The sequence below is a fragment of the Bradyrhizobium sp. STM 3562 genome (genome assembly GCF_045571435.1).
Taxonomy (GTDB): Bacteria; Pseudomonadota; Alphaproteobacteria; order Rhizobiales; family Xanthobacteraceae; genus Bradyrhizobium.
Window position 1 is genome coordinate 3,268,307 of sequence record NZ_CP120694.1, and the last position, 25,041, is coordinate 3,293,347.

General features: G+C 63.1%; 22 protein-coding genes and 1 pseudogene. 10 read left to right on the top strand and 13 right to left on the bottom strand.

What is annotated here, in order from left to right:
- Positions 1-31: 31 nt before the first annotated feature.
- The 6 genes from oxlT (P6U23_RS14965) to P6U23_RS14990 form a co-directional block, all read right to left on the bottom strand.
- Positions 32-1,321 (bottom strand): oxalate/formate MFS antiporter, encoded by a 1,290-nt coding sequence (gene oxlT, locus P6U23_RS14965; protein WP_407180484.1) that lies wholly within the window; start codon positions 1,319-1,321, stop codon positions 32-34.
- Positions 1,322-1,648: 327 nt separating this feature from the next.
- Positions 1,649-2,935: an oxalate/formate MFS antiporter gene (oxlT, locus tag P6U23_RS14970; RefSeq protein ID WP_407180485.1), complete on the bottom strand. Its 1,287-nt coding sequence runs from the start codon at positions 2,933-2,935 to the stop codon at positions 1,649-1,651.
- A 243-nt stretch (positions 2,936-3,178) separates the two neighbouring features.
- The gene (locus tag P6U23_RS14975; protein ID WP_198026422.1) at positions 3,179-3,316 is read right to left on the bottom strand and encodes a hypothetical protein; all 138 of its coding nucleotides are present in this window, start codon (positions 3,314-3,316) and stop codon (positions 3,179-3,181) included.
- 207 nt (positions 3,317-3,523) lie between these two features.
- The gene (gene frc / locus P6U23_RS14980; protein WP_407180486.1) at positions 3,524-4,801 is read right to left on the bottom strand and encodes a formyl-CoA transferase; all 1,278 of its coding nucleotides are present in this window, start codon (positions 4,799-4,801) and stop codon (positions 3,524-3,526) included.
- 70 nt (positions 4,802-4,871) lie between these two features.
- Positions 4,872-6,602: an oxalyl-CoA decarboxylase gene (gene oxc, locus P6U23_RS14985; protein WP_407180487.1), complete on the bottom strand. Its 1,731-nt coding sequence runs from the start codon at positions 6,600-6,602 to the stop codon at positions 4,872-4,874.
- A gap of 70 nt (positions 6,603-6,672) precedes the next feature.
- Positions 6,673-7,365 carry a GntR family transcriptional regulator gene (locus P6U23_RS14990; RefSeq protein ID WP_051386749.1) on the bottom strand — a complete coding sequence of 231 codons (693 nt, stop codon included), beginning with the start codon at positions 7,363-7,365 and terminating at the stop codon, positions 6,673-6,675.
- 212 nt (positions 7,366-7,577) lie between these two features.
- Here P6U23_RS14990 and P6U23_RS14995 point away from each other — a divergent pair, with 212 nt between their 5' ends.
- Entirely contained in the window at positions 7,578-9,707 is a 2,130-nt protein-coding gene (locus P6U23_RS14995; RefSeq protein WP_407180488.1) for an acetate--CoA ligase family protein, read from the top strand.
- Between the two features lie 158 nt (positions 9,708-9,865).
- On the opposite strand, the gene P6U23_RS15000 is transcribed toward P6U23_RS14995, so the two are convergent.
- The 3 genes from P6U23_RS15000 to P6U23_RS15010 form a co-directional block, all read right to left on the bottom strand.
- Positions 9,866-10,216, bottom strand: a complete 351-nt coding sequence (locus P6U23_RS15000; protein ID WP_407180489.1) for a VanZ family protein — start codon at positions 10,214-10,216, stop codon at positions 9,866-9,868.
- An 83-nt stretch (positions 10,217-10,299) separates the two neighbouring features.
- The gene (locus P6U23_RS15005) at positions 10,300-10,902 is read right to left on the bottom strand and encodes a thiamine pyrophosphate-dependent enzyme (protein ID WP_407180490.1); all 603 of its coding nucleotides are present in this window, start codon (positions 10,900-10,902) and stop codon (positions 10,300-10,302) included.
- A gap of 8 nt (positions 10,903-10,910) precedes the next feature.
- Complete coding sequence (locus tag P6U23_RS15010; RefSeq protein WP_407181469.1) at positions 10,911-11,480, bottom strand: decarboxylase; 570 nt, start codon at positions 11,478-11,480, stop codon at positions 10,911-10,913.
- Positions 11,481-11,678: 198 nt separating this feature from the next.
- On the opposite strand from P6U23_RS15010, the gene P6U23_RS15015 reads away from it, so the two are divergent.
- The 4 genes from P6U23_RS15015 to P6U23_RS15030 all read left to right on the top strand — a co-directional run bounded on the left by P6U23_RS15015 (position 11,679) and on the right by P6U23_RS15030 (position 15,229).
- Positions 11,679-12,647 carry a Bug family tripartite tricarboxylate transporter substrate binding protein gene (locus tag P6U23_RS15015; RefSeq protein ID WP_407180491.1) on the top strand — a complete coding sequence of 323 codons (969 nt, stop codon included), beginning with the start codon at positions 11,679-11,681 and terminating at the stop codon, positions 12,645-12,647.
- Entirely contained in the window at positions 12,644-13,552 is a 909-nt protein-coding gene (locus P6U23_RS15020) for an amidohydrolase family protein (RefSeq protein ID WP_407180492.1), read from the top strand. The genes P6U23_RS15015 and P6U23_RS15020 overlap by 4 nt, the downstream gene beginning before the upstream one ends.
- On the top strand, positions 13,549-14,598 hold the full coding sequence (locus P6U23_RS15025) for a hydroxyacid dehydrogenase (RefSeq protein WP_407180493.1): 1,050 nt from the start codon (positions 13,549-13,551) through the stop codon (positions 14,596-14,598). The genes P6U23_RS15020 and P6U23_RS15025 overlap by 4 nt, the downstream gene beginning before the upstream one ends.
- Before the next feature lie 418 nt (positions 14,599-15,016).
- The gene (locus P6U23_RS15030) at positions 15,017-15,229 is read left to right on the top strand and encodes a hypothetical protein (protein WP_407180494.1); all 213 of its coding nucleotides are present in this window, start codon (positions 15,017-15,019) and stop codon (positions 15,227-15,229) included.
- Between the two features lie 53 nt (positions 15,230-15,282).
- Here P6U23_RS15030 and P6U23_RS15035 read toward each other — a convergent pair whose 3' ends face one another.
- Together P6U23_RS15035 and P6U23_RS15040 are read right to left on the bottom strand one after the other, a co-directional pair.
- Positions 15,283-16,638 (bottom strand): ATP-binding protein, encoded by a 1,356-nt coding sequence (locus P6U23_RS15035; protein WP_407180495.1) that lies wholly within the window; start codon positions 16,636-16,638, stop codon positions 15,283-15,285.
- 1 nt (position 16,639) lies between these two features.
- Complete coding sequence (locus P6U23_RS15040; protein ID WP_407180496.1) at positions 16,640-17,314, bottom strand: response regulator transcription factor; 675 nt, start codon at positions 17,312-17,314, stop codon at positions 16,640-16,642.
- Positions 17,315-17,715: 401 nt separating this feature from the next.
- Here P6U23_RS15040 and P6U23_RS15045 point away from each other — a divergent pair, with 401 nt between their 5' ends.
- From P6U23_RS15045 to P6U23_RS15060, 4 genes are all read left to right on the top strand, one after another.
- Positions 17,716-18,942, top strand: a complete 1,227-nt coding sequence (locus tag P6U23_RS15045; RefSeq protein ID WP_407180497.1) for an efflux RND transporter periplasmic adaptor subunit — start codon at positions 17,716-17,718, stop codon at positions 18,940-18,942.
- Between the two features lie 15 nt (positions 18,943-18,957).
- Positions 18,958-22,116, top strand: a complete 3,159-nt coding sequence (locus P6U23_RS15050) for an efflux RND transporter permease subunit (protein ID WP_407180498.1) — start codon at positions 18,958-18,960, stop codon at positions 22,114-22,116.
- A gap of 126 nt (positions 22,117-22,242) precedes the next feature.
- Positions 22,243-23,571 carry a TolC family outer membrane protein gene (locus P6U23_RS15055; RefSeq protein WP_407180499.1) on the top strand — a complete coding sequence of 443 codons (1,329 nt, stop codon included), beginning with the start codon at positions 22,243-22,245 and terminating at the stop codon, positions 23,569-23,571.
- Between the two features lie 28 nt (positions 23,572-23,599).
- Positions 23,600-24,361 carry an enoyl-CoA hydratase-related protein gene (locus P6U23_RS15060; protein ID WP_407180500.1) on the top strand — a complete coding sequence of 254 codons (762 nt, stop codon included), beginning with the start codon at positions 23,600-23,602 and terminating at the stop codon, positions 24,359-24,361.
- Between the two features lie 29 nt (positions 24,362-24,390).
- On the opposite strand, the gene P6U23_RS15065 is transcribed toward P6U23_RS15060, so the two are convergent.
- Complete coding sequence (locus P6U23_RS15065) at positions 24,391-24,618, bottom strand: hypothetical protein (RefSeq protein ID WP_407180501.1); 228 nt, start codon at positions 24,616-24,618, stop codon at positions 24,391-24,393.
- Between the two features lie 7 nt (positions 24,619-24,625).
- On the opposite strand from P6U23_RS15065, the gene P6U23_RS15070 reads away from it, so the two are divergent.
- Positions 24,626-24,862 carry a hypothetical protein gene (locus tag P6U23_RS15070; RefSeq protein ID WP_407180502.1) on the top strand — a complete coding sequence of 79 codons (237 nt, stop codon included), beginning with the start codon at positions 24,626-24,628 and terminating at the stop codon, positions 24,860-24,862.
- Here the strand turns inward: P6U23_RS15070 and P6U23_RS15075 are convergent.
- Positions 24,838-24,960, bottom strand: a pseudogene (locus P6U23_RS15075) (hypothetical protein); the annotation flags it as partial. The gene P6U23_RS15070 and the pseudogene P6U23_RS15075 sit on opposite strands and share 25 nt — an antisense overlap.
- Between the last annotated feature and the right edge of the window lie 81 nt (positions 24,961-25,041).

Genomic DNA, 25,041 nt, shown 5'->3' on the forward strand with positions numbered 1-25,041 from the left:
GCATGCTGCTGGCGACCATCGAGCCGGGCGCTTACTCCGCCGCTTGCACCACTGGATTCTTCTTTTCCGACGCATTGAGCCGCAGCGGTCGCACCACGAACAAGGCGAGTGCGACCACGATGAAATTCATGATCGCAGCGACGGCGAACACGGAATGCCAACTGCCCGAATATGTCTTCAGCACGTTTGCCAAGGGGACGACAAAGGCCGAAAGTCCTTTGGCGGTGTACAACAGGCTGGTGTTGGTGGTGGCGTATTTCGGGCCGAACATGTCGGTGCAGGTCGAAGGGAACAGGCTGAAGATCTCACCCCATGTGAAGAAGACAATCGCCGCGCAGATCACGAAAGTCCATGGCGTCGTGCCTGCCGTTCCGAGCAGCCAGTAAGCCAGCCCGCCCAAGGTGAAGGCGATGGCCATCGTGTATTCGCGGCCGATCTGGTCCGACACCCAACCGAAGAAGGGGCGGGCGCTGCCGTTCGCCACATTGTCGATGATGCCTGCGACGGTCAGCGTGGTCGCACCGAACAGGAGCACCGTCTGCGACACGCCGTAGTCCTTGGCGATGATCGCGAGCTGGGCTGCCACCATGAGGCCGCTCGCGGACACCAGGACAAACATCAAATAGAGCAGCCAGAACATTGGGGAAGCCAGCATCTGGCCCGGGGTGCTGCTGGTCTTGGATTGCAATACTTTGACGGCCGATGCAGGCGGGACTTCACCCGGCAGCGGCGGGCGGAGGAACCAGGCCAACACGAAAATGACCCCGCCCTGACCCAGCGCGAACCAGAAGAACGTATCGGCGTAGCCGATCGAGGCGATCATGATCTGGATGGGGATGACGGTGACGGCGGCACCCGCACCGAAACCGGCAGCGGTGCAGCCGACGGCCAGGCCGCGGCGGTCAGGGAACCATTTCACGGCGTTGCCGACGCACGTGGCATAGATGCCGCCCGCACCGATGCCCGACACAACCGCGCCGAGATAGAGCATCTCCAGCGACGTCGCCTTGGCGTTGATGAGCCAGCCGAGCGCGACGAAGATACCGCCGGCTGCGACCATCAATCTGGGGCCGCGCTGGCCGAGCGAGTCGACGATCCATCCTTCGAGCGGCGTCAGCCAGGTCTCGAGTGCGACGAAGATGCTGAATGCGACCTGGATGCTCGCGACGTCCCAGGCATGCGCTTTCGCCATCGGGCTGACGAAGAACGTCCAGCCGTACTGCAGGTTGGCGATCATCGCCATGCACACGACGCCGATGATCAATTGAAGCCAACGGAAGCCGCCGGAAGGCGGAGCTGAAGCGTTCGTGCTGTAAGCCATGTTTCCTCCCAATGCGCGTTTTTTTCAGTTGCGACTGAGTGCCGCGGAACTTGTGGCTTATCGTCGCAAGCGCTAAAGCGCGATCGTGGTATATTATATTCCAGTAGGCAAGGCCCATCTTGTGATGCGTTGCAGCATTCTTGCGGGCGGTTCGAAGGAGCCGAGGGGCGCTGCTGGCTCACGTTTCTCAAATTCTTCAAGCGTTCCCAATGCTGTAGGGCCAAAGCCGCAAGGGGGCGGCCAGCGAGCGGCTTGCAATCGCAGCGTCGCAAAAAAAGCGCCCGGCCAGCAAGGGCCGAGCGCGCGGTGCGCTGATCCGAAGGTCTATTAGGCGTTGGCCTGCGCGACCACCGCCTTGCGCCACGGCTTGAGCACGGCGATCGCCAGGACCGAAGCCAGAATGTTGGCGCCGGCGGCAATGATGAAAACCGTGTCCCAGTGTCCGGACGACTGCTGCATGTAGTTGGCGAACGGCACCAGCAGCGCCGCCGTTCCCTTGGCCGTGTACAGCAGGCCCGCATTGGTGGTCGCGAATTTCGGGCCGAAGGTGTCGGTGCAGGTCGAGGGGAAGAGGGAATAGATCTCGCCCCAGGCAAAGAACACCAGGCCCGACAGAATCACGAACCACACCGGGTCATGCCCGAGCACGTAGAGCGCCCAGATGCCGACGGCTTCGAGGCCGAACGCAATGAACATCGTGTTCTCGCGACCGATCACGTCGGAGACCCAGCCGAAGAACGGCCGTGTCAGACCGTTGAGAATGCGATCGATCGTCGCCGCGAAAGTCACGGCCGTCATGGTCATGCCGACGAGCGTGACGGGAACGGCATCGACCTTCCAATCAACACCGATCGGCTTGAGGTTCGCCGTCACCATCAACCCACCAGCGCCGACGATGACGAACATGACATACATCAACCAGAAGATCGGGTGCCGGATCACTTCCGTCGGCGCATAATTGCGACGACTCTGCACCAGGTTGGCGCTTTGCACGGCGATCGGCACCTGTCCCGTCTTCGGCGCAAGCAGGAAGAAGGACAGGATGACAATGACGATGCCTTGTCCGAGCCCGAAGTAGAGAAACGTGGTCTGGAAGCCTGAATCCTTGATCATCGCCTGGATCGGCGCAACGGTGAGGGCCGATCCCGCGCCAAAACCTGCGGCCGTAATTCCGGCGGCCAGCCCGCGCTTGTCGGGAAACCATTTCAGCGCGTTGCCGACGCAGGTGCCGTAGACGCCGCCAGCGCCGATGCCGGCGATGATCATGCCGAGATAGTAGCCGTTGAGCGATGTTGCGTGCGCGTTGATGATCCAGCCGATCGCGCAAAGCACGCCGCCGACGAATACCACGATCCGCGGTCCGTATTTATCGACAAACCAGCCCTCGACCGGCACGAGCCAGGTCTCGAACAGCACGAAGAGGGTGAACGCCCACTGGATCGATGCGCGATCCCAACTGAATGTCTTCTGGATGTCCGGAACGAAGAACGTCCAGCCATACTGATAATTCGCAATCATCACCATTGCGGCGACGCCGATCGCAAGTTGCGTCCAGCGAAAGGTGTCGCTGACCCGCGCCGCCGCAGGCGCGGTCCCCTGAACTATATCGGTCATATACCCTCCCAAGCGCGCTCTTATCTGAAGGCGAGCGCTGCGGGGCAATTGTGTATCCAATATGCCAAGGTCGCCGCGCGACACGCGGTCGCGGGTGCGCAAATGCCGCAGCAAGCGGCGGGGTCCATTGAAGCAATGAAAAAAAATGGCTCCGAAAAACTCGGAGCCATCAGTCGGGAGGATGCCTCGCGGCGGGAAAACTGGTTGCCGGCTCAGGCGTCGGCCGGGGCGACTGCTCGAAGCTCAGAGGCCGACGCGGGGAACGTCGCCATTGCGGATCTGAATCTCGGCATAGGCCAGGAGCAGGCGGTCGATGGTGGCGAACAGGCGACCGAACAAACTGGTCGAAGGGATAAGGCCGATAGTTGCAGTCTTGGACATCTTCTTTCTCAGGTTGCAGCCAAGCGCCATGCGCTTCTGTTATCGGCAATCTAGGTATACCAGATGCCAGACACAACGCTCGTGTTTGCATAGCAGCGTAACGCCTTTTGCAATGCAGCATTCAACATGCGGCATCCAACATCGCGGAAAGCAAAAAAAGGCCGCCCGTGGGCGGCCTTAGCGAAGGTTTCAAACGTGAAACCAGATCTATTCCGCAGCCTGCTTGCGCGGCGGATCAAGGGCGCCGGAGTCGTGGATCTCGGCCACCTGATGGTCGGAAAAGCCCAGCACCTGGCGCAAAATCTCGTCCGTATGCTCGCCGAGCAGAGGCGAGCGCTTGACCTCGCTCGGGCTGTCCGAAAGCTTGATCGGATTGCCAACCGACAGGTACTTGCCACGGGTGGGGTGATCGACCTCGACCACGGTGCCGGTGGCACGCAGCGACTGATCTTCCGCGAGCTCCTTCATGGACAGGATCGGTCCGCAGGGGATGTCGTATTTGTTTAGGATTTCCATGGCCTCGAACTTGGTCTTGGTCATGGTCCACTGCTCGATGCGCGCGAAGATCTGGTTCAGGCGCGGCAGTCGGGCCGGCGGCTTGGCGTAGTCGGGATGGGTCTTCCAGCCGGGCTCGCCGATGACGTCGCAGATCTTCTCCCAGACCGGTGCCTGGGTGATGAAGTAGATGTAGGCGTTGGGATCGGTCTCCCAGCCCTTGCACTTCAGGATGCGGCCGGGCTGGCCGCCGCCGGAATCGTTGCCGGCGCGCGGCACGGCGTCGCCGAACGGGATGCCTTCACCGAACTGGCTGTATTCCTTGAGCGGACCGTGGGCGAGGCGCTGCTGGTCGCGCAGCTTGACGCGGCAGAGATTGAGCACGCCGTCCTGCATCGCCGCAGTGACGCGCTGGCCCTTGCCAGTGTGTGTACGCTGGTAGAGCGCGGTGACGATGCCGAGCGCAAGATGCAACCCGGTGCCGCTGTCGCCGATCTGCGCACCGGTGACGAGTGGGACGTCGTCGCGGAAGCCGGTGGTGGAGGCGGCACCGCCGGTGCATTGCGCGACGTTCTCATAGACCTTGCAATCTTCGTAAGGTCCGGGCCCGAAACCCTTGATCGAGGCCACGATCATCTTCGGGTTGATGCTCTGGATCTTCTCCCAGGAGAAGCCCATGCGGTCGAGCACGCCGGGGCCGAAATTTTCCACCAGCACGTCGCATTTCTTGATCAGCTCAGTGAGCACCTCCTTGCCCTTGGGGTTCTTGGTGTCGAGCGTGATCGAACGCTTGTTGTGGTTGAGCATGGTGAAATACAGGCTGTCCACATTCGGGATGTCCTGCAATTGGCCGCGTGTGATGTCGCCGACGCCGGGACGTTCAATCTTGATCACGTCGGCGCCGAACCAGGCGAGCAATTGTGTGCAGGTCGGTCCCGACTGGACGTGGGTGAAATCCAGAATACGAACGCCCGTCAGCGCCTTGGTCATGATGTCGTGTCTCCTCGAATGATTTCGTTTGCGCCCTTCCGCCTGTCGCGCGGAATGACGGGTTTAGGGCTCACTTCTTCTTCAGCACGCTCTGCGGATTGAGGTTGCCGATACGGCCGCTCTCCGACCCGGCTGCTGGATCGATCACCGCGTTGATCAGCGTCGGCTTGCCGGAATCCATCGCCGCATTCACCGCGCGCTTCAGCTCATCGGGCGTCGTTGCATTGATGCCGATCCCGCCGAACGCCTCGATCATCTTGTCGTAGCGCGCACCCTTGACGAATACGGTGGTGGCGGGATCGTGACCTGCCGAATTGATATCAGTGCCGCGATAGATGCCGTCATTGTTGAAGATGACGACGCAGACGGGAAGGTTGTAGCGGCAGATGGTTTCGATCTCCATGCCGGAGAAGCCGAAGGCGCTGTCGCCTTCCACCGCAAGCACCGGCTTGCCGGTCTCGACCGCGGCGGCGATCGCATAGCCCATGCCGATGCCCATCACGCCCCAGGTGCCGACGTCGAGCCGCTTGCGCGGCTGGTACATGTCGATGACGCCGCGCGCGAGGTCGAGCGTGTTGGCGCCTTCATTGACCAGGAACGCGTCGGGACGCTCCTTGATGATGGTGCGCAGCGCACCGAGTGCGCCGTGATAGTCCATCGGCGACTTATTGTTCATCAGCCGCGGCGCCATCTTGGCGACGTTCTCCTCGCGCTTGGTCTTCACCGCATTGACCCAATCGGCCGGTGCTGCCGGCCAATTGCCGCCCATGGCCTCGAGCAGCGCGGTGACGCAGGAGCCGACATCGCCGACCAGCGGCGCTGCGATTTCGACATTGGAGTCCATCTCCTTGGGCTCGATGTCGACCTGGATGAATTTCTTGGGTTGATCGCCCCAGGTTTTGCCCTTGCCGTGCGACAGCAGCCAGTTGAGGCGCGCGCCGATCAGCATCACGACGTCGGAATCCTTCAGCACGGTGGAGCGCGCGGCACCGGCGCATTGCGGATGGGTGTCGGGCAGAAGGCCCTTGGCCATGCTCATCGGCAGGAAGGGAATGCCGCTCTTCTCAACGAGGGTGCGGATGGCATCATCGGCTTGCGCGTAGGCCGCGCCTTTACCGAGAATGATCAGCGGGCGCTTGGCGCTCTTGAGCACGTCGAGCGCGCGCTTGACCGCGGCGGGGGCGGGGAGTTGCGCCGGCGCTGCATCGATCACCTTCACCAGCGACTTCGCGCCCGCATCCGCATTCATCACCTGCGCGAACAATTTCGCCGGCAGGTCGAGATAGACGCCGCCCGGCCGACCCGAGACCGCGGCGCGGATCGCGCGGGCAAGACCAATACCAATGTCCTGGGCATGCAGCACGCGATAGGCCGCCTTGCAGAGCGGCTTGGCGATCGCGAGCTGGTCCATCTCTTCATAATCGCCCTGCTGCAGGTCGACGATTTCGCGCTCGGAGGAGCCGGAGATCAGGATCATCGGGAAGCAGTTGGTGGTGGCGTGCGCGAGCGCCGTCAGACCATTGAGAAAGCCCGGCGCGGACACGGTCAGGCAGACGCCCGGCTTCTTGGTGAGGAAACCCGCGATCGATGCCGCATAGCCGGCGTTCTGCTCGTGGCGGAAGGAGAGCACGCGAATCCCTGCGGCCTGCGCCATGCGTCCAAGATCGGTGATGGGAATTCCGGGCACGCCGTAGACGGTGTCGATGCCGTTGAGCTTGAGCGCGTCGATGACGAGATGGAAGCCATCCGTCAGCTCGTGCTCGGTGCCCGATGCCTCGGTTTTTTGTGCGGTGTTCAGCATGGGCTCGTCTCCCTTTTGGTCGTGCCTGGACGATCTGTTGATCGTCTTCTGGTTGAAGGTTCAGTGGTGGTTAGGGCAGTTCCTGGCCATGCTCTTCGACGAAGGATGCAAGGCTGAGCGTGTGGTCGCGCGCGCGCTTTTCCGCGAGTTCGGTGTCGCGTGCTTCCAGTGCTTCGATGATCGCGAGATGCTCCGGCAGCGAGGCCGCGATGCGTTCGGTGCGGCCGATGGTGAGTTGGCGGTAGCCGCGCACATGCAGCAGGATGTCGTTGGTCATGTCGACCAGAACAGGCGATTCCGACAGCGAGATCAGCGCCTGGTGGAAGGCGATGTTCGCCCTGGAATATTCCTCGATGTGATCCTGCGGCAGGCGGTCCTTGCCGAAATCCCTGAAGAAATCGCGCAGCGCCGAAATGTCCTTTTTGCTGGCGGTGGTCGTGATCAGCCGCGCGGCCATGCTCTCCAGCGCCGCCCAGGCGCGGATCATGTCGACGATTTCGCTCTTGGTCCGGCGCACCACCATGATTCCGCGGCGCGGTACAGTTTTCACGAAGCCGTCCTGCTCGAGCATCGCGATCGCCTCGCGAATCGGCGTCCGGCTGACGCCCAGGCGCTCCGACAGCGCGCGCTCGTCCAGCATCACCGGGTCGGGCGTGGCATAGATGTCCATCTTGAGGATCGCTTCCTTCAGCGCCTCATAGGCCTTGTTCTTGAAGCTCGTCTCCGGGGCAATCCTGACGATTGCGATGTCTGCTTCGGCCATGGTCGCCGCCACCTTGGTTTGTTTCCTGATGGACACGACAAATCTTCTCCCGGGGGAGATGTCTATAGTGATGTAGTGATAATGGTTTTGGCATGCCAGATGCCAGAATGTCAAGTTGTCAGCTTTTTCGGCGTTTTCGCCCAGCGGCTTGTCTTGACAAATCCGCAGGCTGGCATACCAAATGCCATGAAACAAGTCGCAGGAGGAAGCGAATGTCCAGTGCCAAGGAAGCCGTCCGTAAAATTCTCGATCAGGTCAAGTCGGACAAACGCACCAGCCTGACTGCCCCCGAGGGCAAAGTGGTGTGCGATGCCTATGGCATCCCTGTTCCGAAGGAGGGCCTGGCCAAGTCCGCGGGCGAGGCGGCGAAGATCGCGAGCGGCATGGGCTTCCCGGTGGTGATGAAAATCGTCTCGCCGGACATCCTGCACAAGACCGAGGCCGGCGGTGTCGTGGTCGGCGTGAAGAGCGCCGCCGAGGCCGAAAAGGCCTACGACACCATTCTCGGCAACGCCAAGAAGTACAAGGCCGACGCGAAGATCGAGGGCATCCAGGTTCAGCAGATGCTCGCCGGCGGTACCGAGGTCATCATCGGCTCCATCACGGACGGTTCGTTCGGCAAGCTCGTTGCCTTCGGTCTTGGCGGCGTCCTGGTCGAAGTCCTCAAAGACATCACCTTCCGCCTGGCGCCGGCAACCAAGGAAGACGCGCTGTCGATGCTCGACGGCATCCAGGCGCATGAAATGCTGAAGGGCGTGCGGGGCGGTGATCCGGTCAGCCGCGAGGCGCTCGCCGACGTCATCGTCAAGGTCTCCCAGCTCGTCAGCGACTTCCCCGAGATCGTCGAGCTCGATCTCAATCCCGTGTTCGCCACCAAGAAGGACGCCATCGCCGCCGACGTTCGCATCGTCGTCGATTTCGACTACAAGCCGCGCCCTGCGCCGCGCTCGAACGACGAAATCGTGGCGGCCATGAACCGCATCATGCAGCCGAAGGCGGTGGCCGTGATCGGGGCCTCCGCCGAGGACGGCAAGATCGGCAACTCCGTGATGAAGAACCTGATCAATGGCGGCTACAAGGGCGAGATCTATCCGATCCACCCGAAGTCGCCCGAGATCCTCGGCTACAAGGCCTATAAGAGCGTCAAGGACGTGCCCGGCGTCATCGACGTCGCGGTGTTCGCGATCCCCGCGAAATTCGTCGCCGCGGCGCTCGCCGAATGCGGTGAGAAGAAGATCCCCGGCGCGGTTCTGATTCCTTCCGGCTTTGCCGAAGCCGGCCATCCCGAATTGCAGGCGGAAATCGTCGAAGTCGGCAAGAAATACAACGTTCGCCTGATGGGCCCGAACATCTATGGCTTCTACTACACGCCGGCCAATCTCTGCGCCACGTTCTGCACCGCTTACGACGTGAAGGGCCACGCGGCGCTGTCGTCGCAGTCCGGCGGCATCGGCATGGCGATCATCGGTTTCTCGCGCTCGGCCAAGATGGGCGTTTCCGCGATCGTCGGTCTCGGCAACAAGGCCGATATCGATGAGGACGATCTGCTCGCCTTCTTCGAGCAGGATCCGAACACCAACCTGATCGCCCAGCACTGCGAAGACCTGAAGGACGGCCGCGCCTTCGCCGAAGCCGCCAAGCGCGTTTCCAAGAAGAAGCCGGTGGTGGTCTTGAAGGCGGGGCGGACCTCGGCCGGCGCCAAGGCGGCGTCGTCACATACCGGCGCGCTCGCCGGTAACGACAAGATTTATGAGGACGTTTTCAAGCAGTCCGGCGTGATCCGCGCCCGCTCGCTGCGGCAACTCCTGGAATTCGCGCGCGGCGTGCCGGTATTGCCGACGCCGAAGGGCGAGAACGTGTTGATCATCACCGGCGCGGGCGGTTCGGGCGTGCTGTTGTCGGACGCTGTGGTCGACAACGGGCTGTCGCTGATGACGATGCCGCCGGATCTGGATGCCGCGTTCCGCAAGTTCATCCCGCCGTTCGGCGCGGCCGGCAACCCTGTCGACATCACCGGCGGCGAGCCGCCGATCACCTATGTCAACACGGTCAAGCTCGGCCTCTCCGATGACCGCATCCATGCGCTGATCCTCGGCTACTGGCATACGATCGTGACGCCGCCGATGGTGTTCGCCCGCAACATGGTCGAGGTGAAGAAGGAGATGGAGGCCAAGGGCTTCGTCAAACCGATTGTGGCCTCGCTCGCGGGCGACGTCGAGGTCGAGGAGGCCGCTGAATATCTCTACGAGAACGGCATTCCGGCCTATGCCTATTCAACCGAATTGCCGGTCGAGGTGCTCGGCGCCAAGTACAAATGGGCGCGCGGCGCAGGCCTGCTCTGAGGCGCAAGCAGATCATTTGCGGAGTTATGCCGCCCGGGATCCCCGGGCGGCATTTTCTTTGAGCACGATCCGGAAGAATGTACTCTGGTCCTCCGAAAAGATCATGATCAAACAAAATTTGGAGCGGCGATGACGGTCTAACCTGATCTCATCGCGCTCTAGGATGCTTCCGACCGCCGCTGCAGCGCCCAATCCAGCGCGGCGGCGAGTGCAAAACCCGCGATCGCGGCCAGCGCATCGACCGCAAAATCCTCCAGCCGCGCATGCCGTCCCGGCACGACCAGTTGCAAGAGCTCGAGCACGCCGATCGCCGGCACCGAGATCATCGCCGCGAGCAGCCGCTGTTGCGGATAGGCGAAGGCGAAAGCAAGGCCCACCAGCACGAAGGCGAAGGTATGCTCGCCATCCTGGCCAAGAGAGGAATGCGGGCGGTAGCTCGGCGGGCCGAGGGTTGCGAAAGTTACGGCAGCCGCGAGCAGCCAAGCGAACAGGCGGAGGAAAATCGTCATCCCTCCCGCATAGCACAAATCAAAGCCGTTGGGGGCTTTCGTCGGCGCTCGGATACCTGGGTAGTTAATGCGCAAATCGGCGATCAGAGCGGCTGCCGCACGCCGAGCCCGAGCATGAAGCGCTCGCGGATCTGCACGGGGTCTCGCCGTGTCGTGCCGACCCCGGGCTTATCGTCGATGCGCACGCCAATCAGCGTAGGCCCGGTCGCCGACAGCGCCTCATCGACCAGCCGCTCGAAATCCTCTTCGTCGTCAGCCCATGCACTGTTGGCAAGGCCGCTGGCGGCGGCAATCGCCACGATGTCGGCCACCTCGGCCGCCGGCGTCGGCTGTGCGCCGGTAATTTGGTAGATACCGTTGTCCATCACGACCATGGTGAGGTTCGCAGGCGCGAGCGTTGCGATGGTCGTAAGCGAGCCTAGCTGCATCAGCAGTGAACCATCGCCCTCGAGCGCGAAGACGCGCCGCTCGCGCTGCGCCAGCGCCACCCCGAGCGCGATCGGGAAGGCGAGCCCCATGCTGCCCAGCATGTAAAAATTCTGCGGACGATGGCCGGCGGCCCAGAGGTCGAAATTGGTGTTGCCGATGCCGCCGATCACGGCCTCCTCGTTCTGCAGTTTCGCGAGTAGGCGCGAGGTGAGATCAAAGCGGTTCATCACCTTGGTGTTGCGCATTGCGGTATCCATTCGATCGCTCACTTGTCGAACACTTTGCCGCCGGTGAGCAGCGGCGAGAGGATCAGCGCCACCGGCGCCTGCGTGGTGACGGCCTGCTTGATCGAACGGTCGACGATGAACTCCAATTCATCAAGCCGGGTGATGGTGTGATGCTCCATGGCGAGCGAATCCAGCACCGGGCGCATGGTGCGGCACACCAGCGACTGCCCGTAATTGAACTCGCCGAGCGTGCCGCGCTCGGAGACGAACATGATCAGCGGGATCTGATAGGGGATCGCAAGCGAAGCCAGCACATTGGCGAGCGTCGCAAAGCCCGAGGTCTGCATCAGTACCGCGCCGCGCACGCCGCCCATCCAGGCGCCGGAGACGATGCCGACCGCTTCTTCCTCGCGGGCGGTGGGGAAGGTGGTGAAAAATGGATCGGCGTGCAGGCTCTTGATCAAGCCCGTCAGCACGCGATCAGGAACGTAAGGGATGATTCTGACGTCGTTGCGCTTGAGCGTCTCCAGCACAATGCCGTGCCAGCTCCGTGGCTGCGCGGCGTGCTCGGAAGGTTGCGGCGCGGCGTGTCCCTCGGCGGCTGCCATCATTGTCTCCTCGGCTCCCTGTTCGTGGCTCGCGGCAATTTTCAGGCCGTCTTGTCAAGCCGTCTTGGGCCGAACTTGACGCGACCGGCGCGATTGTCAACATGCCGCAATCGCAACGTGACCTGCGCCGCGCGCCGATACAGCGGGGCCGTCCAGCGTGCCATAACAACCATAACGATAAGATCGGGAGGAACAGCCATGGGCAGGTGGTTTGGGGCGGTCGCGACCGCGTTCGCTCTGCTGGCGGCAAATGGCGTCGCCGCCGCGCAAACGGCTTTCCCGTCAAAACCGGTTCATATCTTCGTGCCATATGCTGCGGGCGGCGCCGTCGACATTCTCGCGCGCACGCTGGGCGAGGTGGTGTCACGGCAATGGGGCCAGACCGTCGTGGTGGAGAACCGCCCCGGAGCCGGCGGCGTGGTGGCTTCGCAAGCGCTCACCGCTTCGCCGCCTGATGGTTACAGCCTGATCGTGGTCGCGAGCGGCCACGCCACCAACCCGTTCCTTTATCCAAAACTGCCCTACGACACCTTCAAGGACTTCACGCCGATCTCGCTGCTTGCGTCGTCTCCCAATTTTCTGCTGGTGCGGGCCGATTCACCGTTCAAGACGCTTGGCGATGTGATCGCGCAGGCCAAGGCCAAGCCCGGCAGCCTGTCGTTTGCGCATGCGGGGCTCGGAACCTCCACTCATCTTTCCGGCGAGCTCCTGAAGAATCTTGGCCAGATCGATCTCGAGGCCATTCCGTACAAGGGCGGTGCGCCCGCGATCAACGATCTGCTCGGCGGGCAAATCCCGCTGTCCTTCAACAACGGGCCGGAGTCGGTCGGCCAAGTGCAGGCCGGGACGGTGAGGGCGCTTGCGGTGACCACCGCGAGCCGCGCGCCTTTCCTGCCTGATGTGCCGAGCATCGGCGAAAGCGTGCCAGGCTACGACACCGAGGTGTGGTGGGGATTGCTCGGACCGGGCGGCATGCCGCGCGACCTCGTCGAGAAACTCAACAAGGATTTTGTGACGGCCTTGAACACCGAGGCCGTGAAGGAGCGCCTGAACGAGCTCGGCGCTTATCCCATCGGCAGCTCGCCAAAAGCTTTCGATACCAAGATCCGTGCGGATTACGAGAAATGGGGCCCCATCATTCGGGCCGCCGGTATCAGGGCTGAATGATGTCGAGCGCGCCACCCTGCCTGCCGCCGCGCGAGGTCACGCGTCCCCGAAACCCGCCGCCGGCGGGTGCATGCGACACGCATGCGCATGTGTTCGGTCCGGCGGATCAGTTCGCCTACGCTGAGGAGCGCAGCTACACCCCACCTGACGCGCCGCTCGCAAAATATCTCTCCATGCTCGATACGCTCGGCTTTGCCCGCGGCGTGCTGGTGCAGGGCAGCGCGCACGGCCGCGACAATTCCGCGATGCTGGACGCGCTGACGCGATGCCCCGACCGTCTGCGCGGCATCGCGGTCGCGGATGCCGATGTCGCGCCGGCCAAATTGCGTGAATGGAACCGCCGTGGCGTGCGCGGACTGCGCTTCAACCATTTCTTTCGCGGCGGACAGTTGCACTATCGCGGTGGCGTGCCGCTCGAGGCGGCAAAAACCCTCGCCCCAAGGATGGCGGAACTCGGCTGGCATCTGCAGCTCTGGATCGATGTGAAGGACCTGCCCGACACGATTCCGCTGCTGAAGTCGTTGGGCCTGCCGGTCATGATCGATCACATGGGCCGCACCGACGCGCGAGCGGGGACACGGACGGCCGGTTTCCAAAGCCTCTTGCGCGCGGTCGGCGAAGGCTGGTGCTTTGCCAAACTGTCCGGCGCCCACCGCCTCAGCCAGCAGGCGCCGGACTATCCCGACGCACGGCAGTTCCACCAGGCGCTGGTCGCCGCCAATCCGGAGCGGCTGGTCTGGGGCAGCGACTGGCCGCATCCGCGCGTCGAAGGTAAAATGCCCGATGCGGGCCATCTGTATGAGCTGTTCCAGCAGTGGACGCCGGATCCGAGCATCCAGCAGCGCATCCTCGTCACCAATCCCGCAACGCTCTACGGATTTTTCGAACCGAAAGCCGATCGATGACTGTCAACAGCAAGCGCGTCTTCTACGTCAGATATCTCGCCCATCCGATCTATGCCGACATGCTGCGCGCGCGGGCAGACGTTCGGCTGGACAAGCTCGAGAACGAAAGCCCGGAGGAGGTCTTTGCGCCGATCTTGCGCCAGGCGCACGCCTACCAGATCGGTGCCGCGCGCGATGAGCTTGCGCCCCATTTTCATGTCCATGCCGACCTCTTGCGGCGGGCGCCCAACCTTCTGATCGTCTCGTCCAACGGCGCGGGCTTCGATCCTGTCGACGTCGAGGCCTGCACGGCCGCCGGCGTCCTCGTGGTGAACCAGTCCGGAGGCAACGCGCATTCGGTGGCCGAGCATGCGCTCGGCATGATGCTCACGCTATCCAAGCGCATCATCGAGGCCGACCGCACGTTGCGGCGGCAGTCGGGCGTCAACCGCAACGATCTCATGGGCACGGAGGTGCAGGGCCGGACCATCGGCATCATCGGCATCGGCAATGTCGGCCGCCGCATCGCCGAGCTCTGCAGCGGCCTGCTTGGCATGAAGGTGCTGGCCTACGATCCCTATCTCTCGCGCGAGGAGATCGCCGCGCGCGCGGCGGAGAAGGTGGAACTTGATGAGCTCCTGCGCCGCTCGGACTACGTCTCGATCAATTGCCCGCTGACCAGGGAAAGCCGCGGCATGATTGGGGCGCGTGAATTCGCGCTGATGCAGCCGCACGCCTATTTCGTCACGACGGCGCGCGGGTTCATCCATGATGAGGCGGCGCTGGAGGACGCGCTGCGCAACAAGCGCATTGCCGGCGCGGGGCTCGACGTGTGGGCCAAGGAACCGCCGCCGCCGGAGCATCCGTTGCTGCAGTTCGACAACGTGCTGGCGAGCCCGCATACCGCAGGCGTCACCAGGGAGGCGCGGGAAAACATGGGGCGGATCGCCGCCGAGCAGATCCTCGATGCGCTCGACGGCAAGCGGCCGCCGCGCATCATCAATCCCGAAGTCTGGCCCCGCTACAGCGAGCGTTTTGCCCGCGCCTTCGGGCTCAGGCCGCAATAGCCCGCCGGCCTGAAGGCGGCGGAGAAGATTTTCTTCGCCGCGAGCAGGCTGAAAGCAACAAATGGGCTGCCGTCGGCGCGGTCGGCGACGGCGCCATTGCTATTTGCGTCGGCGCCTCGACAGCACGCTCGCGCCGGACCATTTTGCCCTCCGCGCCATGATTTTTGCGGGCTTTTCCGCTGGGCGCGAGGGTTCCTCTCGATGCAACGGATTGGTTCATTGCTGCGCTCCGCGCCGTCGCGCCTCCGGCGGCGCCTTACGCTGATCGCCGCGATCGCGGCGGCGAGCCTGCCAGTCGCCGGCGCCTAAGATTGTTCGCCGACAAATTTCTTGCGCAATCTTAACGCTTGATCCTTGTCAACAGGCTCACGTTGGAGGAGCTTAAGCAGGGAGTTGAGTAATGTCGCAGGAGAGGCCCATGTCGCGCTACGTCGTCAGCTTCATGAAAGATGTGCTCGGCGGTAACGGCCGGCAAATCGAGGTGTGCCAAAAGACCCTCGAAATCGATGCTTCGAGCGAGGGCGAGGCCACGGAACTCGCCAAGCAGAAATTCTGTAAGGTCGAGCACCTTTGCGAGTGGTCCCTGCACGCCGACCGGATCCAGATCAAGGCCGCGGATTTTTCGTCATAACAGACAAGACCGACCGCTCATTGCATTAGATTACATCGCCGGCGAAAGCCGCCTTACTTCAACGGCACGAATTTCAGCGAAAAGCATGCGCCATGGGGGCGGCGGTTTTCGACCGTGATCGTCGCCGAATGCAACTCGGCGATCCGCTGCACGATCGAAAGGCCAAGCCCCGTGCTGCCCGCCTTTCGACGATCGCGACGCCAGAAGCGGCGGAAAATGAGCTTGCGCTCATCCTCGGGAATGCCGGGTCCGTGGTCGAGAACGCTCACTGTCCCGCCGTTCTCGACGAGAAATTCGACGGTCGATCCCGGCGGGGTATGATTGATGGCATTCTCGGCCAGGTTGCGGATGGCGCGGCTGAGCATCTCCGGATTGCCTTTCACCCAGACTGGCTCGGTTGTCCCGTAGAGGGCGACATCCTTGCCTTGCGCGAGCGCGAGCGGCGCCACGAACTCCGCCACCTCGGCCGCCACCGACTGCAGGTCGGCCTTTTCCGAAGGCTCGATCGCCAGAGCGTCCAGTTCGGCGATATCGAGCAGTTGGCTGATGATGTGCGCCATGCCCTCGACGTTTTGGCGCAGGGCCTGGCGTGTCTCCTGATCCTCGAGAAAGTCGATGCGCGTGCGCAGGATGCTGAGTGGCGTGCGCAGTTCATGCGCGGCATCGGCGGTAAAATCACGCTGAACCTTGAAAGCCTCCTCCAGCCGATCGAGTCCCTGGTTCACCGCCGAGACCAGCGGGCGAACTTCGCGCGGGATTTCCTCGGTCGGCAGCCGCAATCCCGGACGCGCGGGGCCGATCTCGGCGGCGATCTCCGACGCCTGCCGTAGCGGCCGCAGCGCGCGACGGAAGATTGCGATGTCCGTGATCAGGAGCACCAGCAGGATCGGCAGCGTGATCCAGCCGACGTTCTTGTAGAAGTCGGCCACGATGTCGTCGGTCAGGACGTCGCGGTTGGTCAGATCCTCGCCGGCCTGTACCCAGACGTTCCGGTCGCCGACGGTTTTGCGAACGCTGGCGCCGGAGACGGTGGCATTGCCGCGGCGCTGCTGCAGGAAAGCGACATCGGCGGAGCGGCCGTCGGCTCGAAACAGCGCCGCACGATCCTTGAGCGAGGAAAACAGCACCCGGCCCTGATCATCGATCACCGCATAGGAATAGCGTCCATATTCCTGCGAGTAGAGCCCGCGCAGATCGGAGGGAAGGTTCAGCTCCAGGTGCCCGTCGGGCGAGAGGCTCAAATGCTCGGCCACCGCGTTGGCCTGCTCCTGCATCGCCTTGTCGTGAATGTTGTTGGTCGCGTAGCTGAGCAGCCAGGACAATCCGACCGACATCAGGATCGAGGTGATGACGACGGCAACGACGTGCAGGATCACGATGCGCGAGATGATGGACTCAAATCGCGGCACGCTATTTCTCCTCCGCGATCAGATAGCCGACGCCGCGAATGGTGTGCACCTGAACCCTGGCGCCGCGGTCCGATAGCTGCTTGCGCAGGCGATGGACGTAGACCTCGATGGCGTTGGAGGCGACGTCACCGGAATGACCGTAGAGGTGGTCTTCGACCTGTTTCTTGGAGACCACGCGTCCCTTGCTGCGCATCAACAATTCCAGCACCGCCGTCTCGCGCGCCGACAGCGCCTGCGGCTGCTCGTCGATCGAGACCTGGCGGTTTTGCGTGTCGAATTCGAGATTGGCGATGCGCAGGCAGTTGCCGAGCAGTTGTCCAGGACGCCGCAACTGCGCCTCCAGCCGCGCGATCAGTTCCTCCAGCGCGAACGGCTTCACCAGGTAATCGTCGGCCCCGCTGCGCAAGCCCTGAACGCGGTCGTGCAGCCCGCCGCGTGCGGTCAGCACCAGGACCGGGATCGGATTATGGCGGTGCCTGATCTCCCGCAAAAGCTGCAGGCCGTCGCGGTCGGGCAGGCCAAGGTCGAGGATGAGGGCGGCATAGTGCGTCGTCTGCAACACGCTTTGCGCCTGTTCGGCGGTCGAGAGGATGTCCGCCCCATAGCCTGCCGCCCGCAGGCCCTTGGCCAACAGCTCGGCAAGCTCCTCATTGTCTTCGACGATCAACAATCTCATACGAGGTCACCTGCGCACTTGGAGCCGACGTCAGCCTTGAGCCGGAGGATCGGGGGCCCACCCGGCCAACCGAATCGAGCCCTCCTCGTTCCGGATCGACCTCCGCCGCCGCGCGCTCCGCATCCGCAAAGCGCTGTAAGGCTGGTGTAAGCCTTTGCGGGCTTTCGTGGTGTAGAGTGCGGTCGCATCGCATCATTTCACGGTCACAAAAGCAAGATTCTTACGGTCTATTCATGTGCCGGAAGACATTTGTCGAATCGGTTAGGATCCGTTGGAGCGCGCTATTGCAGCAGTCCGAAATCACCAATATGACGAGGCGGCAGAACGCAGGACCGCAGCAAAATACGCATGTGTCGCTGCAACAGACGATAGGTGCGTAGGTCCATGGACATATTTGCAGCATGAATACTGGCGCGAATTGGAAAGGGCGAGGGCTGGCGATCGCGCTGATGCTCATCGTGGTCGCTGGCGTGGCGGTCGTCGGCGCCAACAGGATATTCGTCCAACATGCCAAGTCCGACACGGCGGGCGCCTCGAAGCGCGACCCTGCGCGTTTCGTGCCGACCCCGGCTGAATGGGCGAGCCTGTCGACCGAACCTGCCTCGGAACAGGTCTTCCGTACCGAACACATCACTGAAGGCAAGATCGCCGTCGACGAGGACAGTTCGACGCCGATCTTTTCGCCTTATGCTGGCCGCGTCACCAAGCTTCTGGTGAAGCCGAGCGACGTCGTGAAACCCGGCCAGCCGCTGTTCATCATCGAGGCCACCGATACCGTTCAGGCGCTCAACGATTTTGCCACCGCGCTCAGCACGCTCAACACCGCGCGCTCCAAGCTCAACCTGGCGCAGATCGTCGAGAAGCGTCAGAACGATCTCTACGCGGGAAAGGCGGTGCCGCTGAAAGACTGGCAGCAGTCGGAGGCCGATCTCACCGCCGCACAAAACGACATGCGCGCCGCGGAGACGGCGGTCGAGGCGGCACACAATCGCCTGCGCATTCTCGGCCGCTCCGAAGAGCAGATTTCGACCTTCCAGCAGAGCCGGCAGATCAGCGCCGATACGCCGATCTATTCGCCGATCGGCGGCACGGTCGTGCAGCGTAAGGTCGGTCCGGGCCAGTTCATTTCGAGCGGCGCCAGCGACCCGGTGTTCGTGATCGGCGATCTCTCCACGGTCTGGCTGACCGCCTTCGTGCGCGAGAGCGAGGCGGCGGACGTGAAACTCGGCCAGCAGATCGACTTTACCGTGCTCGCGCTGGCCGGCCGCGTCTTTCATGCGAAGATCGATTACGTCTCGGCCGCAATCGATCCCACGACGAGAAGGCTGATGGTCCGCGCCACGATCGACAACAAGGAAGGCCTGTTCAAGCCTGAGATGTTTGCCAATGTCACCATCTATGCGGGCAAGGGCCAGACCTCGGTCGGTGTACCAAGGCAGGCTCTGATCTATGAAGGGGAGCGTGTGCGGCTGTGGGTGGCGCATGGCGACAAGTCGATTGAGCTCCGCGAAATCGAGACCGGGCTGACCAACGGCGACCTCGTCGAGGTCGTCAAGAATCTGAAGCCCGGTGAGAAGGTCGTCACCAGGGGCAGCCTGTTCATCGATCGGGCGGCTTCCGGCACTTAAACCGCAGCAGACCGAATGGATCGCCTAGTCTCACTCGCAGTCAGCCGCCGATTTCTGATGGTCGGGCTGTTCGCCGCCGTCATCATCGGCGGTCTGATCGCCTTCCAGCAATTGAACATCGAGGCCTACCCCGATCCCACGCCGCCGATGGTGGACGTGGTCACCCAGAGTGCCGGCCTGTCGGCCGAGGAGATCGAGCGCTACATCACGATCCCGCTGGAAACCCAGCTCTCCGGCATCAAGAACCTGAACGTCATTCGGACGATCTCGCTCTACGGCTTGTCCGACGTCAAGCTGCAGTTCACCTTCGACTATACCTACGAGCAGGCGCTGCAGCAGGTTTTGAACCGGCTCTCGCAGCTTGCCCCGCTGTTGAACAACGCGCAGCCGCAGATTTCTCCGCTCAGTCCGATCGGTGAGATCTATCGTTACCGGCTGGTCGGGCCGCCCAACTACTCGGTGCTGGATCTGAAGACCCTGCAGGACTGGGTGCTGCAGCGCCGCTTCCGGACCGTTCCGGGTGTGATCGACGTCACGGGATGGGGCGGCAAGACCAAGACCTATGAGCTTCAGGTCGACTTCAACAAGCTGGTCGCCAACGGGCTGACGCTGCCGCAGCTTCTGCAGGCGGTGAGCAATTCCAACATCAATGTCGGCGGCAACACCGTCAACATCGGCTCGCAATCGGCCGTCGTGCGCGGCGTCGGCCTGATACGCTCGATCGACGCTCTCGCCAATACCATGATTGCGTCGAACAGCGGCACGCCGGTCCTGGTCAAGGACGTCGCCACCGTCGAGGTCGGCTCGCAGCCGCGGCTCGGCATTGCCGGCATGAACGACGACGACGACATCGTGCAGGGCATCGTCTTGATGCGGCGGGGCGAGCAGAGCTCGCCGACGATCGAGCGGGTCGAGAAGCTCGTCGAGCAGATCAATCATTCAACCGTCCTGCCGCCGGGCGTCCATATCGAGCGCATCTACGACCGCAAGGACCTGATCCAGACCACCACGCGGACGGTGCTGGAGAACATGACCTTCGGCATCCTGCTGATCGTGCTGTTGCAATGGATCTTTCTCGGCGACTTGCGCAGCGCCCTCATCGTCGGTGCAACGATTCCGTTCGCGCTGTTCTTTGCCGTCGGCATCCTGGTGCTGCGGGGTGAATCCGCCAACCTGCTGTCGGTCGGCGCGATCGATTTCGGCCTGATCGTCGACGCCACCGTGATCATGGTGGAGGCGATCTTCCGCCGCCTGTCGCATACCGAGGAGCTGTCGGAAAGCGAGCAGGCGGAGATCTCGCCGCGAACGGTGACGGCGATGAAGCATCACGCCATTCTCACCGCGGCCGCCGACGTCTCGCGATCGATCTTTTTCGCCGCCGCCATCATCATCGCCGCCTTCCTTCCGCTGTTCACCTTGAGCGGCGTCGAAGGCAACATCTTCAGCCCGATGGCGCGGACCTACGCCTACGCGCTGGCCGGCGGTCTCCTGGCGACCTTCACCGTTACCCCGGCGCTGAGCGCCATCATCCTGCCGGCGCATGTCGAGGAGACCGAGACGTTCATCATGCGCTTTCTGCACCGGCTTTACGCGCCGGTGCTGGGGCGCTCCCTGCAGAACCGCCGCCTGGTGTTGATCAGCGGCGCTGCGCTCATCGTCATGGCGAGCTTTGCCATCCGCCTGCTGGGGCTGGAGTTCCTGCCGAAGCTGGAAGAGGGCAATCTCTGGATTCGCGCCACCCTGCCGCCGACGATCTCGCTGCAGGAAGGCAATTCCTATGTCAACGAGATGCGCCGGCTGATCGAAAGCCGGCCCGAGGTGGAGGCGGTCGTCTCCCAGCATGGCCGACCCGACGATGGCACCGATGCCGCCGGCTTTTTCAACGCCGAGTTCTTTGCGCCGCTAAAGCCCGCGAAGGAATGGCCGGCCGGCGAGGACAAGGATGAGCTCACGGCCAAGCTGCTTGCCCAGTTGCAGGACAAATTTCCGGGCGTCGAGTTCAATTTCTCGCAATATCTGCAGGACAACGTCTCCGAAGCCGTCTCCGGCGTGAAGGGCGAGAACTCGATCAAGCTGTTCGGCAACGACCTGCAGGCGCTCACCACCACCGCCAACAAGATCAAAGACGTGCTGTCGACGGTGCAGGGGATCACCGACCTCGCCGTGTTTACCTCGCTCGGCCAACCGACGATCCAGATCGAGATCGATCGCGCGCGGGCCGCGCGTTACGGGCTGACGCCGGGCGACATCAACACGACGATCCGCACCGCAATCGGCGGCGACAGTGCCGGCGATCTCTATGAGCCCGGCAGCGACCGCCATTTCCCCATCATCGTCCGTCTCGCGCCGGAATATCGCAAGAGCGCGGAGGCGATCCAGAACTTGCGGATTGGCGCGCAGGGGCCGAACGGCATCACCCAGGTGCCCCTGAGCGAGGTCGCTTCGATCAAGCTGGTCTCTGGCGCCGCCTACATCTATCGGGAACAGCAGGAGCGCTACCTGCCGATCAAATTCTCGGTCCGCGAGCGCGATCTCGGCGGCGCCATCCGGGAGGCGCAGCAAAAGATCGCCGAGCAGGTGCAGCTACCGCCGGGGTCGCGGCTGGAATGGGTCGGCGAATACGGCAATCTGCAGGACGCGATCAGGCGGCTGTCGATCGTCGTGCCCATCAGCCTCGCGCTGATCGCGATGCTGATCTGGTTCAACTTCGGCTCTGTGGTCGATACCATCCTGACCCTGAGCGTCATCCCGATGGCGGTATTCGGCGGTATTGTCGGGCTGCTCGTGACCGGGATCCCCTTCAGCGTCTCGGCGGCGATCGGCTTCATCGCCTTGTTCGGCATTTCGGTCATGGACGGAATTATCATTCTCTCGCAATACAACCAGCTCATCGACCAGGGCATGGAGCGGGGCGCAGCCATCCTGAGAACGGGCGAGCTGCAGCTCCGCCCGGTGCTGATGACCTGTGTGGTGGCAGGGGTGGGGCTGCTGCCCGCGGCGTTGTCCACCGGCATCGGGTCGCAGGTGCAAAAACCTCTGGCAGTTGTGGTGGTTGCGGGCATGATGGTGGCGCCGGCCGTGATCCTGATCACGTTGCCTGCGCTGATCTCGACGTTCTCGCGGCGGAGCCGGAACGGGGGCAGGGGTGAGGGTCCGCTGGCGCCGGCGGAATGATGGACCAGGCCGTGGTCGAGGTGGGATTTGAGTAGAGCCGCTTTCCAATGCTCTCGTTACGTCCGCGCGGCTGCGGCGCGGTCCGCCTGCATCGGGCTTGGCCTCTTTACGTTCGTCAATGCCCTGATGATGGCTGCGGCGTTTGCCGAGACATTGCCCGACGCGCTGGCCAAGGCTTACCGGAACAATCCCCAGCTCAATGCCGAGCGCGCCAGGCAGCGGGGAACCGACGAGAACGTGCCCCAGGCCTTGGCCGGTTATCGGCCGCAGCTCGTCGCGACCCTGAGCGCCGGACTGCAGGCGGTGCGCAACCTGCTGCCGGACAATACGGTCCAGGGCGCGACCTTGCATCCCTGGACAATCGGCCTGACGGTCTCCCAAGTCCTGTTCAACGGCAACAAGACCGCCAACAGCGTTCGCGTGGCGGAGTTTCAAGTGCTGTCGGGCCGCGAGGCCCTGCGCAATGTCGGCCAGGGCGTGTTGCTCGACGCGGTGACGGCCTACATGAATGTCATGGCCAATTATGCCCTGTACGAGGCCCAGCGCACCAACGTTCAGGTGCTGAAGGAAATCCAGGCGACGACCCAGCGGCGCCTCAATGCCGGAGACGTGACCCCGACCGACACGGCGCAGGCGGAGGCCCGGGTCAGCCGGGGATTAGCCGATCTGAACGCGGCCGAAGTGCAGCTCAAGATCAGCAAGGAGGTCTATGCGCAGGTCATTGGGGAGCCGCCTCCGCAACTGACAGCGGCAAGCCCGGTCGATCGCCTGATGCCTTCCACGCAAACCGCGGCCGTCGACCTTGCCGCCCACGAAAATCCTGCGGTGCTGGGCGCCAGCTACGACCTGGATGTGGCACAGACTTCGATCAAGCTCGCCGAAAGCGCCCTGCTGCCAACCCTCTCCGTCCAGGCGAGTGCCAGCCGCGCCGTCGACTCGGACCCGACCCTGAGCACGTTCAGGACCGATCAGGCCTCGGTGACCGGCCAACTCAACGTGCCCATTTACGACGGCGGGACCGCCGCCTCGCAAACAAGGCAGGCGAAGGAGCTGGCGTCCCAGAGCCGCCTGGTGCTCCAGCATGTGAGGAATCAATCGCGAACCGCGGTTGTCAGCGCCTGGGTCTCGAACGAAGGAACCAAGGTGGCGCTCAAAGCGGCGGAATCCGAGGTGCATGCAGCCGAAGTCGCGCTGCAGGGTGTCCAGCGCGAAGCCGCCGGCGGCCAGCGCACCACGATCGACGTGCTCAATGCGCAGCAGGACCTCACCAATGCCAGAACCAGGTTGATCACGGCGCAACGCGATCGGGTCATCGCGTCCTACACGATGCTGAGCGCGGTGGGGCGGCTGGATGTCCGCAACCTCAACCTGGACACGCCCGACTATCTGCCGGAAGTTCACTACCACCAGGTACGCGATGCCTGGCACGGCCTGCGCACGCCGTCCGGCCAATGAAACGGGGGCGGCTTGTCGAGGAAATGCCATGCCCAGCCACATCATAGTGACGGACGAGGGCGCCACCCGCACCATCGTGATGCGGCGTCCGGAAAAAAGAAACGCCATCACGCACGAGATGTTCGTCGCGATGAGCGAGGCGATCGACTCGGCGCAATCCAACCAGGCGATCCGCTGCCTGATCCTGACCGGGCGTTCCGGCGTTTTCAGCGCGGGCGACGATATCGCCGACGTGTTGGAGGATGCAACGACTGAGCACGATCCCGGCAAGCCGAGAAAAGCCGTCATTTTTCTGCGATCGCTGATCAACAACAAGAAGCCGATCATTGCCGCAGTCGACGGCGCAGCCGTCGGCATGGGCGCCACGATGGTGTTTCACTGCGACTATGTGATCGCCACCACCACTTCGTCGTTTTCATCGCCGCTCATCAAGTACGGGCTCGTTCCCGAAGGAGCCTCGAGCCTGCTGCTGCCGCGCATGGCCGGCCATCAGCAGGCCTTCTCCATGCTGGTGCTGGGTCGCTCGATGAGTGCGGAGGACGCGCGGCAGGCCGGCTTCGTCAATGTCGTCGTGCCGCCCGGGCATGCGCTCAGCGAAGCGCACAAGGTCGCGCGCGAGGTCTGTGAATTGCCACCGGACGCGGTCGCCATGTCCCGCAAGCTCCTAAAGCTGCCGACCGAGGACCTGCTGCGCCGGATGGAGCAGGAGGAGCATCTCTTCGGCGACCGCTTGCGCCTGCCGCCCATGGTTGCCGCGTTCAAGAGATTCCTGACCCGCAACGAGGAGTGAGGAGCGGAGTTGCGGACGCGCCGGTCTGCCTACCAGATCAGCACCGCGCACAGCAGCGACAACGGCAGCAGCGCAAGGCCGAGATAGAGCCAGGTGCGGTAGCCGCCGGGATCCTTGGGCAGGATGAAGAGGTGGACCGCCAGCCACAGGCACACCGCAAAGCCGAGCGCCACGCGCACAAGATCACCCGGCGTATCCAGCAATGTCCAGTACTGTTCGATCTGGGGACTGGCAACGCGCGCGGTGATAACGATCAAAATCGCAATGAAAATCGTTCGCGACACCAATCCGGCAAACCAGACGGCTCTCGATACGTCGGTGTCCGAAGCCTTTTTTCTCGCCGTTGGCACCAGCAACCCGCTTGCAGGACATTGCACAGGAATCGACGAAGATAACGAGAAAATAGCCCTCGCATTCCACCTGGGCAAGCTGGCTGGTCACAGGTCAGGTGAACGTGACGGGAAGCCGCGTTATCGGCCCGCCATCATCAGCGCGCCGTGATGCGCGGCCTTGTGATCGTTGCGATCGAACAGCACGAGGTCACCGTCGGTGACGAGCGCGCCCAGCGCCACTTTGTCGGAAGTCGAGGTGCCCTCGAGGTTGCGGCTCGGGGAGCGCGTCGGGGCCGGCGCAAAGTGTCCGAAATGGGGCACCTCATCGCCATCAGGCGCAAGCGGGAA